The organism is Streptomyces echinoruber, from assembly GCF_014651135.1.
Classification (GTDB): domain Bacteria; phylum Actinomycetota; class Actinomycetes; order Streptomycetales; family Streptomycetaceae; genus Streptomyces; species Streptomyces echinoruber.
The window spans coordinates 196,095-209,051 of sequence record NZ_BMWH01000006.1 but is presented as its reverse complement, the minus strand read 5'-3'; the positions used below and the strand labels follow the sequence as shown (position 1 = coordinate 209,051).

Below are 12,957 nucleotides of genomic sequence, written 5' to 3'. Positions count from 1 at the left end.
GGGCGCGCCGCGCCACGAGGTGTCGTACACGCCCAGGTCGGGCTCCCGGCGCAGCCACTCCGCCAGGACCGATCGCACCAGACACGTGTCGTGCACCAGAAGTACCCGGATCACTCCGCCCCCTCGGTTCGCGTTCGGTGTGTCCCCCGCTGCTGCGGGAGCGTTTGAGCGCGTGCCCAATTGTTTACGGTCCGGACACACCCCGGACATAAAAAACCGGCCAACGGGGTGCGCGGGGGCGCGCGTTCGGCGCCCGCCGCCACGGCGCGCACCGAGTGTGGGGGCATGAGTCGGGGCGGTCGGGGTATCCGCGCGGTTCTTGCGCGGCCTTCCGCATCCTCCCGCTCTTTCTCCGCACGGCTCGCTCGCCGTGCGGAGCGGGCCGCCGGGAGAGAGGCTTGATGCAGGGGGGCCGTCGCGCGGCCGTGAAGGAGGTGGTCGGCGTGTCGGACGGGGAGCCCCGGGCGGTACGGCCGACCCCGGCCGCCGGCACGCCGGTGGACCGGCCGCTGCTGTCGCGGGAACTGACCGCGGTGATGGACGAGGTGCGGGCGCACTCCGGCGCGGTCTACCTGCTGGTGCCGGGCGAGCCGGTCCTGGAGATGACGGTGATGGCGGGGCTGCCCCGGGCGTTCGCCGCGCCGTGGGAGCGGGTCGGGCTGAACGCGCCGGTCCCGGTGGCGGACGCGGTGCGCGAACGGCGGCTGGTGTGGGTCGGCGGCGACCAGGACATGGCGCGCCGCTATCCGCGCGTCGCCCTGGTGCTGCCCTATCCCTTCATGCTCGCCGCGCTGCCGGTGGCGACGGAGCGCGCCGTGTACGGCGCGGTGTTCCTCACCTGGCCCGCCGCCCACGCGCCCGACCTGTCGGAGCACGAGCGGGAACGGCTCACCGCGGCGTGCGCGCGGATGGCGCGAGGGCTGGAGCGCGCCCTGCGCCGCGACCGCCGGCCGCCCCGGGAGGCCGATCCGTCGGCCGCGTCCCCGCCGGACGGACCCGGCGCGGCCGCGTCCCCGCCGGACGGGGCGCCTGACGCGGCCGACACGGCCGACACGGCGGAGGCGGCCCGCATGGTGTCCCGGTTGCCCTACGGGCTGGTGTCGCTGGACCTGGACGGCCGGGTCGCCTACGCCAACCAGGCCGCCGCCGATCTGATGGACACGTCGGCCGACGCCCTCCCCGGCATCGAGCTGTGGTCGGCGGTGCCGTGGCTGGACGACCCGGTGCACGAGGACCGCTACCGGGCCGCGCTGGTCAGCCAGCGCGTCACGTCGTTCACCGCGCTGCGCCCGCCCGGCGAACGGCTGTCCTTCCGGCTGTACCCGAGCTACACCGGGCTGACGGTGCGCATCGACCACGCCCGGTCGGCACCCGCGCCGGACGAGCACGGACCGGACGAGCACGGACCGGACGAGCACGGACCCGGTCCGGGCGTCGGGCTGTCCCGGCTGGTGACCATCTCGCAGGTGCTGAGCCTGACCGAGGCGCTCACCCGGGCGGTGGGGGTACGGGACGTGCTGCGGCTGGTCGCGGACGACATCGCCCCGGCGGTGGGCTGCCGGGGCGTGGTGCTGCTCGCCTCCCGGGCCGGGCGGCTGCACGTCCTCGGCCACCACGGCTACGCGGACCCGCGCACCGTCGAGCAGTTCGACGGCATGCAGGTGATCACGCGGGCCCCGAACGGGCGGGCCCTGGTCGGCGGGGAGCCGGCGTTCTTCGAAACGCCCGAGGAGCTGGTGCGCGCCTGTCCGCCCGCCCGCGCCGGACTGGGGGAGTTCTCGGCCTGGGCGTATCTGCCGCTGATCACCTCCGGCCGCCCGGTGGGCACCTGTGTGCTGGCCTACCTCCGGCCCCGCCGGTTCTCCGGCGAGGAGCGGGCGGTGCTGACGAGTCTGGCGGGGCTGGTCGCACAGGCCCTGGAGCGCGCCCAGCTGTACGACGCCACGCACCGGGTGGCGCACGGTCTGCAGGGCGCGCTGCTGCCGCACTCGCTGCCGCAGCTGCCGGGCATCGAGGCGGCCGCCCGTTACCTGCCCGCCGCCCAGGACATGGACATCGGCGGCGACTTCTACGACCTGGCGCCCGCCCGGCCGCTGCCGGCGGCGATGATCGGCGACGTGCAGGGGCACAACGTGACCGCGGCCGGGCTGATGGGGCAGCTGCGCACCGCGGTGCGCGCCTACTGCTCCGCCGGCCAGTCGCCGCGGGAGGTCATGAGCAGCACCAACCGGCTGCTGATCGAGCTGGGCACCGAACTGTTCGCCAGCTGCCTGTACCTGCGGCTGGACACCGCGCACGAGGAGGCGATGGTCGCCCGCGCGGGGCACCCGCCGCCGCTGCTGCGCGACCCGGACGGGCGGGCCCGGGTGCTGGAGCCGGCCGGGGGACCGCTGCTGGGCATCGACCCGGAGGCGACGTACCCGCAGACCGGGATCGGCCTGGGGCCCGGAACGGTGCTCGTGCTGTACACCGACGGGCTCGTGGAGGCGTCGGACGTCGACCTCGACGACGCCCTGGCCGGTCTGGTCCGCTGTCTGCACGAGGCCGGTGACGTGCCGCTGGAGGAACTGGCCGACCGGCTGCTGGCGCGCAGCGACGCGGCGCGGCGGCGGGCGGACGACATCGCGCTGCTCCTGCTGCGGGCCCGGTAGGGGCCGCGTCGGGTGCCTTTCGTTCCGCCCTGCTCCGCCGCCCCCGCCGATCCGTGGCGTCCGCCCCGCAAAACGGCGGTCCGGCCCTCCCGCCGGAGGGCCGGACCGGTGCACCGTCCCGGCCGGAACCGCTGGGTGAGGCCGGGCCGGTGGCCGGTGGGGGGTGGCGTGGGGTGGGCGCGCTCAGTTGGTGGCGGTCAGCCCGGAGCCGTCCTGGGTGCCGGAGCCGTCCTGCGCGCCGGAACCGTCCTGCGCGCCGGCGCCCGTCCCGTCGCCGGGCGTCGCGGAGGCGTCGCCGCCGCTCTGGTCGCCGCCCGCCTGGTCCCCGGCGCCGTTGCCGTTGCCGGCACCGTTGCCGTTTCCGTTGCCGGCGCCGTTGCCGTTGCCGGCGCCGTTGCCATTGCCGTTGCCGTTGCCGTTGCCGGCACCGTTGCCGTTTCCGTTGCCGGCGGCGTTGCCGTCGCCGGCGCCGCTGTCGCCGAGTGTGGCGCCGGTGGCCTGCAGGGCGGTGGTGACCGGCTGGAAGAAGGTCTCGCCGCCGGCGGTGCAGTCGCCGCTGCCGCCGGAGGTGAGGCCGATCGCGCTGCCGTCCTGGGTGAAGAGCGAACCACCGCTGTCGCCGGGCTCCGCGCACACGTTGGTCTGGATGAGACCGGTGACGGTGTCGACGCCGTTGGGGTCGGTCTCGCTCTGGAAGTTGACGGTGGCGTCCAGGCCGGTGACCTGGCCGTCGTGCAGGCCGGTGGTCGAACCCATGCGGAAGACCTGCTCGCCGACGGTGGCCTCGGCTGCCTGGGTGATCTGCACCGTCTGGCCGTTGCCGACGTTGACCTCGCTGGGCGCCTGGGTGGCGGGGTCGTCGTACTTCACCAGGGAGAAGTCGCCGTTGCCGGGGAACTGGGCCTGGTCGACGGTGGCGATGGGCTGCCCGTTCTGCGTGTCGGACCACTGCTTGGCGGCCACGCCGCAGTGCCCGGCGGTCAGGAAGGCGGGGCTGCCGTCGTCGGCGGTGACGTTGAAGCCGAGGGAGCAGCGGACGGTGCCGCCGTCGGCCTGGGCGAAGATGGCGTCGCCGCCGGAGGCGAAGGTGCGGAAGGTGCCGGAGGACTTCTTCAGCGTCGCCATGCCGGAACCGAGGCTCCGCACGGTCGACTGGAGCCGGTCCCAGCGGGCGCCGGTGACGGTGCTGTCCGCGGTGACCAGGATCTTGTCGGTGCGCGGGTCGATGGCCCAGGCCGTGCCCGCCATGGTGGCCTTGGTCCGCAGCGTGCGGGCGGCGGCCTTGAGTTCGGCGGTGCTGTTGTCGACGTGGCGGACCAGGGCGCCGGCCCGCTCGGCCGCGGCGGCCGCGTTGGTGTCGTCGCCGGTCACGTTGACGACGAGCTGCCGCTTGGCGCTGTCGTAGTAGGTGCCGGCCAGGGAGTCGCCCAGCGTGCTCGCGAGCCGCGCGGCGAGGGCGGAGGCGTCCTGCGCCTTCAGGGTTCTGGGGGCCGCGTTGCCCGCGGCGCCGTCCTGGGAGGCGTTGGCGTGGGGCAGCAGCAGGGCCGCGGCCCCGAGCGCCACCGCGCTGCCCGCCGCTATCGCGGCCTTCCGCTTGGGGATTCGCTTGTGACTCAACTTCCGGACCTCCTGGGGGACGGGGTCATCTGCCGTCGTACGACGGCTTGTTGGGGCGCGCCTGGCTGGCAGGTGGTACGCACGCACTCCGCGGAGCGTTCAATTCCGTTCGCCGCCCGCGGTCGGGGGGGCGGCGATTCGGCCACGCCCGCCGTACCGCGCGCGGACCCCGAACGGGACGCGCGCCGATACGGACCGAGACGATCTCGCCACACCTGGTATCCGATCGTTCACGTTCGGTTGACGACCGCGGGCGGAATCCGGGCTTCAGTGAATCTGCACAGTGGCTTTCCAACCACGTCACCGCCGGCCCCGCGAGCGGACGCGTCCGCCGGGCCGCGCCGCGCCTTTGACGCCAAGTGCCGGATTCGCCGCGGCAGGTGCGCGCGACGGGGTGCGTCGATGCCGTGAGGCATGTGGAGGAGTTGCCGGAAAGCCGTGCCCACGTCTGCACGGTTGGCGGTCGGCAAAGGTCAATTGCCCTGGTGGGCGGGGTGGTTGATTGGAAGCGCGCGCCGGGGGCGTGCTTTGATCCATCGCACCGCGGGGGCCGGACGGGCTCCGGACACGGGCGCCCGACGCCCCCGCGACCGCGGCCGTCCATCTGTCCCCCAGAGGGGGCCGCTCCCCCCTTGTGAAACAGCCATACGAAGGGAAGTTCCATCATGAACTCCACCCCCCAGGTCGAGACCGTCGAGATCTCCGACGCCGAGCTCGACAACGTCTCCGGCGGCCTCTCCGTGAACGCCGTGAACACCGTGACCGGCGTGGTGGACAGCGTCGCCCCGGTCACCGGTCTGGTCGACACGGCGGTGAACACCGTCGAGGGCACCACCGGCCTGAACACGGCCCCGGTCACCAACCTGGTCGCCGGCCTCTGATTTCGGCCTCGCGCCACCGAGTCCCGGGGCCACCCCCCGGCTCCGGGACTCATCCCCCTTTTTTTCCGGGCTCGGTTCGCCTCCGGGCGCGGTTCGCCTCCGGGCGCGGAGAGCCGGCGCCGAGGGCGCGAGCGTGCTCGCCCTTTCGGGTCCGTGCGCTCCCCGAGCTCTCGGATGCGCTCGAACAGGGGGGACCCATGCATTTTCGACACCGACGCGTCCCCTCGGTCCCCCTCGCCGCGGGCGACCGTCGGTCGAGTCATGTCGCAGGTGAGGAAGAGGTCCGTGGAGTTCCGCCAGCAGGCCCTCGCCAAGCTGCAGTCGCCGGAGGAGCTGGATCTCCCGGTGCGTCTCGCGCGCCCGCAGGGCTGGCTCGTGCTGTCGGTGACGCTGGTGGCGATGGCGGCCGCGTCGGTGTGGGCGGTGACGGGCTCGGTGGCCTCCACGGTCACCGCGCAGGGCATCCTCACCCACGGCGAGGGCAGCTACGTCCTGCAGAGCCCGGTCGCGGGCCAGGTCACCGCGGTCCTGGCGCGGGAGGGCGAGCGGCTGCCCGCCGGCGCGCCCGTGCTGAAGGTCCGTACGAGCCGGGGCGACGAGGTCGTGCGCGCCGTCGCCGCCGGCCGCGTCACCGCGCTCGCCGCGACCGTCGGCCGGATCGTGTCCACCGGCGCGGACGTCGCCGCCGTGGAGAAGGTCGCCCACGCCTCCGACCCGCTGCAGGCCACCGTCTACGTCCCCGCGCAGAACGCGGCCTCGATCCCCGCGCACGCACAGGTCGACCTGACCGTGCAGTCGGTGCCGGCCCAGCGCTACGGCGTGCTGCGCGGCCGGGTCGTCTCCGTGGGCCGCAGCGCCCAGTCGCCGCAGCAGATCGCCGCCTACCTCGGCGACCGCCAGCTCGGCGAGCAGTTCACCCGGCAGGGCCGGCCGGTCGCCGTGCGGGTGCGGCTGGAGAAGTCCTCGTCGACGAAGAGCGGTTACCGCTGGTCGACGGCGGACGGGCCGCCGTTCCGGCTGGACTCCATGACCCTGGCCTCCGCCTCGATCCGGCTGGCCGGCCGGCGTCCCGTCGACTGGCTGCTGCCCTAGACCCCGCCCAGGAACCGCAACCGCCGTGACCACCGCCCAGGAAATCCGGGGCAGACGCCGCGCCGCCCCGCCCCGGCGCCCCGTGCCCGCGCGCCGCGGGAAGACCGTGCGCACCCCGACCGTGCTGCAGATGGAGGCCGTCGAGTGCGGCGCCGCCTGTCTGGCCATGGTGCTCGGCCACTACGGCCGGCACGTCCCGCTGGAGGAGCTGCGCATCGCCTGCGGGGTCTCCCGCGACGGCTCGCGCGCCTCCAACCTGCTGAAGGCGGCCCGCAGTTACGGCCTCACCGCCAAGGGCATGCAGATGGACACCGCCGCCCTCGCCCAGGTGCGGGGCCCGGCGATCCTGTTCTGGGAGTTCAACCACTACGTCGTCTACGACGGCATGGGCCGCCGCTTCGGCCGGCGCGGGGTGTACGTCAACGACCCCGCCAAGGGCCGCCGGTTCGTGCCGATGGAGGAGTTCGACACCAGCTTCACCGGCGTGGTGCTGGTGATGGAGCCCGGCGACGGCTTCGAGCGGGGCGGGCGCCGGCCCGGCGTCCTGGGCGCGCTGCCCGCCCGGCTGCGCGGCACCGCGGGCACCCTGCCGGCCGCCGTGCTGGCGAGCCTGCTGCTGGTGGTGGTCGGCGCGGCCGTGCCGGCGCTGAGCCGGACGTACATCGACACGTTCCTGATGCAGGGTCAGGACTCGCTGCTGCCGGTGCTGTTCACCTCGATGGGCGCCTGCGTGGCGCTCACCGTGGTGCTGACCTGGCTGCAGCAGGCCAACCTGCTGCACGGCCGCATCATCTCCTCCACCCTGACCAGCGCCCGCTTCCTGCGCCATCTGCTGCGGCTGCCGGTGACGTTCTTCGCCCAGCGCAGCCCCGCCGACCTGGTGCAGCGCCTGCAGTCCAACGACCAGGTCGCCGAGACCCTCGCCCGGGACCTGGCGGCGGCGGGCGTGGACGCGGTGGTCGTGGTGCTGTACGCGGTGCTGCTGTACACCTACGACCCGCAGCTGACGTTCGTCGGCATCGGCGTGGCGCTGCTCAACGTGCTCGCCCTGCGGGTCGTGGTACGGCTGCGCGCGACCCGCACGGCCAAGCTGCGCGCGGACACGGCGCGGCTGACCAACACCGCCTACACGGGCCTGCAGCTCATCGAGACGATGAAGGCGACCGGCGGCGAGGACGGCTACTTCCGCACCTGGGCCGGGCAGCACGCCACCACCCTGGAGGAGCAGCAGCGGCTCGGCGTGCCGAGCGCGTGGCTGGGCGTCGTCGCGCCGACGCTGGCGACGCTCAACAGCGCGCTGATCCTGTGGATCGGCGGCATGCGCGCGGTGGAGGGCCACCTCTCCGTCGGCCTGCTCGTCGCCTTCCAGGCGCTGGTGACCCGCTTCACCGCGCCGCTGACCCGGCTCAACGGCGTCGCCGGCCGCATCCAGGACTTCGCCGCCGACGTGGCCCGCCTGAAGGACGTCGAGAGCTTCCGGGCCGACCCGCTGCACGGCCGCCCCGGCGCCGGCGCGTCCACCCGCCGCCTGCACGGGCACGTGGAGCTCGAGAACGTCACCTTCGGCTACAGCCCGCTGGACAAGCCGCTGCTGACCGGGTTCGACCTGACCGTGGGGCCGGGCCGGCAGGTGGCGCTGGTCGGCGGCTCCGGCAGCGGCAAGTCCACCGTCTCCCGGCTGATCGCGGGCCTGTACACGCCGTGGGAGGGCGTCATCCGCATCGACGGGCGGCGCCTGGAGGACATCCCGCGCGGCGCGCTCGCGGCCTCCGTCTCCTTCGTCGACCAGGAGATCTTCCTCTTCGAGGGCACGGTCCGCGACAACGTCGCCCTGTGGGACCCGTCCATTCCCGACGACGCCGTGGTCGAGGCGCTGAAGGACGCCGCCCTGTACGACGTGGTCATGCGGCGGCCGGGCGGCATCCACAGCCGGGTCGAGCAGGACGGCCGCAACTTCTCCGGCGGGCAGCGCCAGCGCCTGGAGATCGCGCGGGCGCTGGTGCGGCGGCCCAGCGTGCTGGTCCTGGACGAGGTGACCAGCGCCCTGGACGCGGAGACCGAACTGGTGGTGATGGACAACCTGCGGCGGCGCGGCTGCGCCTGCGTGGTGATCGCGCACCGGCTCAGCACCGTGCGCGACAGCGACGAGATCGTCGTCCTGCAGCACGGCACGGTCGTGGAGCGCGGCCGGCACGAGGAGCTGGTGGCGCGCGGCGGCGCGTACGCCGCGCTGGTCAGGGAGCGGTGAGATGACGTCCGTACCCGAGCCCGTGCCCGAGTACGTGCCCGATTACGTACCCGGGTCCGTTCCCGAGTCCGTGCCCGGGCAGGACGTGGTCCTCGGCGCGCTCGGCGGACTGGGCGCGCCAGTGGACTGCACCGGCCTGACGCGCCTGGACCTTCAGGGGCCGCAGGTGCTGTGGCTGGTGGTCTCCGGCGCGCTGGACCTGTTCGCGGTGGACGCCGCGGCGCAGGGCCACTGGCACCACCTCGGCCGCCTGGAGCCCGGCTCGCTGCTGCTCGGCCCGGTCGCCGGGCCGCAGCACACGCTGGTGGCCCGCCCGGTGCGCGACTGCGTGGTGCGCCGCATCGGGCTGCGCGAGCTGTACCAGCCCGCGCAGACGCAGACCTGGTCGTACGACGCGTACGGCAACCCCGTGTACGTGCCGCCGCAGTCCAGCCCGCTGGAGTACGCCCTCGCGCTCGGCGTCGGCCGCGGCCTGTCCGTCCTCTTCCAGGCGCCGCTGGCCGAGGAGCGGCCCGCAAAGGACGGGGGCGGCCCCGCGGGTGTGGGGGACGACGACGTGTTCTGGATGCAGGTGCCGCCCGGCAGCGTCCAGTACGGCTCGCTGTACGGCGCTCAGGCGGCAGCCGATCTGCTGATCGACCCGGCGGTGTGGCAGGGCATGGTCGGCCAGCAGTACCGGCTGCTGTCCGCGCTGGACCGCTGGATCGAGCGGCTGGAGCGCGCCCACGAGGACCGGGCCGCGGCCGGCATCGCCGCCGGCGAGGCGGTGCGCGCGCAGGCCGACCGGACGCTGCTGGCCTCCATCGGCCGCTCCTCCGGCCGGCGCACCACGGCCGCCGACGCGGACGCCACCTACGCCGCCTGCCGGCTCGTCGCCCGCGCCTCGGGCATCGCCCTCGCCGACTCGTCGCAGCTCGGCACCGCGAGCGACCGCCTCGACCCGGTCGAACGCATCGCGCAGGCCTCCCGTGTGCGCACCCGCGCGGTCCGGCTGCGGGGCCGCTGGTGGCGGGAGAACGTCGGCCCGCTGGTCGGTCACCGGGCGCTGTCCGGGGCGCCGGTCGCGCTGCTGTGGCGGCGCGGCGGCTACGTCGCCGTGCACCCGGCGACCGGGCGGGAGACGCCGGTGGAGAAGGCCAACGCCGAGGAGTTCGAGCCGCGCGCGGTGATGTTCTACCGGCCGCTGCCCGACCGGCCGCTCGGCCCGCTCGGGCTGCTGCGCTTCAGCCTGCGCGGCACCTCGGGCGACCTGGCGAACCTGCTCCTGAGCGGCCTGGTCACGGTCGCGCTCGGGGCGCTGGTGCCGATCGCGACGGGCAAGGTGCTCGGCACGTACGTGCCGCGCGCGCAGACCGGCCTGATCGCCCAGATGTGCCTGGCGGTGATGGTCGCCGGGGTCGTCGCGGCCGCGTTCACGCTGCTGGAGAACCTCACCCTGCTGCGCCTGGAGGGCCGTATCGAGGCGACGTTGCAGCCCGCCGTGTGGGACCGGCTGCTGCGCCTGCCCACCCGGTTCTTCACCCGGCGCTCCACCGGCGAGCTGGCCGGTGCCGCCATGGGCATCAGCGCCATCCGGCGCCTGCTCGCGGGCGTCGCCCCGGTGATCGCCCAGTCGGTGACCGTCGGCGCGGTCAACCTGGGGCTGCTGCTGTGGTACAGCGTGCCGATGGCGCTGGCGGCGCTCGGCATGCTCGTGGTGATCGCCGCCGTCTTCCTCGGGCTCGGCCTGTGGCAGGTGCGCTGGCAGCGGCGCCTGGTGCGGCTCACCAACAAGCTGAACAACCAGGCCTTCCAGACCCTGCGCGGCCTGCCCAAGCTGCGGGTGGCGGCGGCGGAGAACTACGCGTACGCCGCCTGGGCGCAGCAGTTCGCGCGCAGCCGCGAGCTGCAGCAGAAGGTGGGCCGCATCAAGAACCTCACCACCGTGCTGGGCGCCGTGTACCTGCCGGTGTGCTCGCTGCTGATGTTCATGCTGCTGGCCGGGCCGGCGCGCGGGGCGATGTCGGCGGCGGCGTTCCTCACCTTCAACACCTCGGTGACGATGCTGCTGACCTCCGTCACCCAGCTCACCGGCGCCTTCGTCTCCGCGGTGGCGGCGCTGCCGCTGTTCGAGGAGATCCGGCCGGTGCTGGACGAGAAGCCGGAGGTGCGCGCGGCCGGCACCCGGCCCGGCCCGCTGTCCGGCGCGATCGAGGCGCGGCGGCTGTCCTTCCGCTACACCGACGACGGGCCGCTGGTCCTGGACGACGTGTCCTTCGCGGTGCGGCCCGGCGAGTTCGTCGCCATCGTCGGCCCCAGCGGCTGCGGCAAGTCGACCCTGCTGAGGCTGCTGATCGGCTTCGACCGGCCCACCAGCGGCAGTGTGCTGTACGACGGGCAGGACCTGGCCGCGCTCGACCAGCAGGCGGTGCGCCGCCAGTGCGGTGTCGTACTGCAGCACGCGCAGCCCTTCAGCGGCTCCCTCCTGGACGTGATCCGCGGCACCGAGCCGTGCACCCCGGAAGAGGCGATGGCCGCCGCGGAGATGGCGGGACTGGCGGAGGACATCCGGCGGATGCCGATGGGGCTGCACACCATCGTCTCCGGCAGCGGCGCGATCTCCGGCGGGCAGCGGCAGCGGCTGATGATCGCCCAGGCGCTGGTGCGCCGCCCGCGCATCCTCTTCCTCGACGAGGCCACCAGCGCCCTGGACAACGAGACGCAGCGCACGGTCATCGAGTCCACCCGCAAGCTCAACGCCACGCGCGTCGTCATCGCCCACCGCCTGTCCACGGTGCTGGACGCCGACCGGGTGATCGTGATGGAGGACGGCAGGATCGTCCAGCAGGGCACCCCCGCCGAACTGCTCGCCGACACCGGCAGCCGACTGCACGAACTGGTACGGCGTCAGATGGCGTGAGCCGGCGGGGCGGCGACGTCGGTGTGCGGTCCGGCCGGGGCGGCGGCGCGGGCCCGTGGCCGACCCCGCGCCACCCTCCCCGGCCGGGCCCCGCGACCGGTCGCGCGCCCTGACGCGCGGGGCCGCCGTCCGCAGGAAATCCGCAGAAGAACGGCGGCCTTCCGTCACCTTCCGGCAACCAACCGTTGGTGCGCAGCCGATCCGGGTACCCGCGCGGCATGCGAATCAGCGTGGTGGACGTGGGATCGAACACGGTGCGGCTCGTGGTGGCCGACGCGGAGGGCGGGGTGCCGCTGCCGGTGCACACCGCGAAGTGGCGGCTGCGCCTGTCGGAGTGGGTGCGGCCCGGCGGTCCGGTGCCCCAGGACGCGGTCGAGCGGCTCGTCGAGGCGGTGGAGCAGGCGGCCGCGACCGCCGCCCGGTGGGGTGCGGCCGAGTCCCTGGCCTTCGCCACCGCCGTGGTGCGCGGCGCGCCCAACCGGCTGGAGGTGCTGCGTGCCGTGCGCACCCGCACCGGCGTGGAGCTGTGCACCCTGCCGGGCGAGGTGGAGGCGGAGCTGACGTTCCTCGGGGCGCGGCGCTGGATGGGCTGGCGGGCGGGGCCGCTGGCGCTGCTCGACATCGGCGGCGGCTCGCTGGAGGTGGCCTTCGGCCGGGGCCGGCTGCCGGACTTCGTGGCCTCGCTGCCGCTCGGCGCGGGACGGCTGACCCACGAGTTCCTGGACGGCGGGCAGGCCCCGGCGACGCCCGAGCAGCTCAAGGCGCTGCGCCGCCGGGTCCGCCACCAGCTGCGGGACGCGGCCGCCCGCATCCGCTGGGAGGGGCCGCGCACCGCGGTGGTCACCTCCCGCACCTTCCAGCAGCTGGCCCGGCTGTGCGGGGCGGCGCCCGGACGGCACGGGCCGTTCACCGAGCGGCGGCTGCGCCGGGCGGACCTGCGCGAGGCGGTGGGCCGGCTCGCCCGGCTGCCGGCCGCCCGGCGCGCCGAGCTGCCGGGGATCTCCGCGCCGCGGGCCGCGCAGAGTCTGGCCGGGGCGGTCGTGGGGTACACGGCGATGAAGCTGACCGGGCTGAAGACGGTGACGGTGTGCCCGTGGGCGATCCGCGAGGGCGTCCTGCTGCGGCACATCGAGGAGGGCCCGTCCTGGTGGGCGGAGATGTCCCGCCTCTCCGAGGAGGACACGCCGCCGGAGCCGGTCCCGCTGCGGATCGCCTCCGGCACCGCCTGACTCTCCACCGCGCATCGCGCACCACGCACCGCGCACCGCGGCCCGGACCCGCGGACGCGGACGCGAGACGACAGACGACAGACGACACATGTACAGACGCCGGACGGCGGAAGGAGACAGTGACCGTGGCCGACGACGCCGAGCACACCCGCAAGGAGCCCGCGACCGCCCTCGAGGAGGTCCTCCGCGAGGTCGAGGACGCCGAACGGCGCGTGGAGAAGCCCTCCGCCGGCGAACCGGACCGCCGCGGGCGCGGCACCGGCGAGGCCGGGGACGCCATCACCCCCAACACCGGCGCCCAGGAGCAGGCGCACGAGGAGTGAGAGCCGGGCCGGGCGCA

General features: G+C 74.7%; 8 protein-coding genes. 7 read left to right on the top strand and 1 reads right to left on the bottom strand.

Features of this window, described 5'->3' with window-relative positions; all coding sequences use genetic code 11:
* Positions 1–434: 434 nt before the first annotated feature.
* Positions 435–2,651 (top strand): SpoIIE family protein phosphatase, encoded by a 2,217-nt coding sequence (locus IE225_RS11370; protein ID WP_229879444.1) that lies wholly within the window; start codon positions 435–437, stop codon positions 2,649–2,651.
* A gap of 183 nt (positions 2,652–2,834) precedes the next feature.
* On the opposite strand, the gene IE225_RS11365 is transcribed toward IE225_RS11370, so the two are convergent.
* Positions 2,835–4,268, bottom strand: coding sequence for a S1 family peptidase (locus IE225_RS11365; RefSeq protein ID WP_190057298.1), 1,434 nt, complete (start codon positions 4,266–4,268; stop codon positions 2,835–2,837).
* Between the two features lie 665 nt (positions 4,269–4,933).
* On the opposite strand from IE225_RS11365, the gene IE225_RS11360 reads away from it, so the two are divergent.
* From IE225_RS11360 to IE225_RS11335, 6 genes are all read left to right on the top strand, one after another.
* Positions 4,934–5,149 carry a type A2 lantipeptide gene (locus IE225_RS11360; protein WP_190057297.1) on the top strand — a complete coding sequence of 72 codons (216 nt, stop codon included), beginning with the start codon at positions 4,934–4,936 and terminating at the stop codon, positions 5,147–5,149.
* A 285-nt stretch (positions 5,150–5,434) separates the two neighbouring features.
* A complete protein-coding gene (locus tag IE225_RS11355; protein WP_190057296.1) occupies positions 5,435–6,241 on the top strand; it encodes an HlyD family efflux transporter periplasmic adaptor subunit in 807 nt (268 codons plus the stop codon).
* Positions 6,242–6,266: 25 nt separating this feature from the next.
* Positions 6,267–8,489: an NHLP family bacteriocin export ABC transporter peptidase/permease/ATPase subunit gene (locus tag IE225_RS11350; protein ID WP_190057295.1), complete on the top strand. Its 2,223-nt coding sequence runs from the start codon at positions 6,267–6,269 to the stop codon at positions 8,487–8,489.
* A 1-nt stretch (position 8,490) separates the two neighbouring features.
* Positions 8,491–11,388: an NHLP bacteriocin export ABC transporter permease/ATPase subunit gene (locus tag IE225_RS11345; protein ID WP_190057294.1), complete on the top strand. Its 2,898-nt coding sequence runs from the start codon at positions 8,491–8,493 to the stop codon at positions 11,386–11,388.
* A 218-nt stretch (positions 11,389–11,606) separates the two neighbouring features.
* The gene (locus IE225_RS11340) at positions 11,607–12,617 is read left to right on the top strand and encodes a Ppx/GppA family phosphatase (protein WP_190057293.1); all 1,011 of its coding nucleotides are present in this window, start codon (positions 11,607–11,609) and stop codon (positions 12,615–12,617) included.
* Positions 12,618–12,742: 125 nt separating this feature from the next.
* The gene (locus IE225_RS11335) at positions 12,743–12,940 is read left to right on the top strand and encodes a hypothetical protein (protein WP_190057292.1); all 198 of its coding nucleotides are present in this window, start codon (positions 12,743–12,745) and stop codon (positions 12,938–12,940) included.
* Positions 12,941–12,957: the final 17 nt, after the last annotated feature.

Excerpts from the sequence above, each read along its gene's own strand:
- IE225_RS11360 (WP_190057297.1), top strand. The coding sequence starts at position 4,934 with ATGAACTCCACCCCCCAGGTCGAGACCGTCGAGATCTCCGACGCCGAG.
- IE225_RS11345 (WP_190057294.1), top strand. The coding sequence starts at position 8,491 with ATGACGTCCGTACCCGAGCCCGTGCCCGAGTACGTGCCCGATTACGTA.
- IE225_RS11340 (WP_190057293.1), top strand. The coding sequence starts at position 11,607 with ATGCGAATCAGCGTGGTGGACGTGGGATCGAACACGGTGCGGCTCGTG.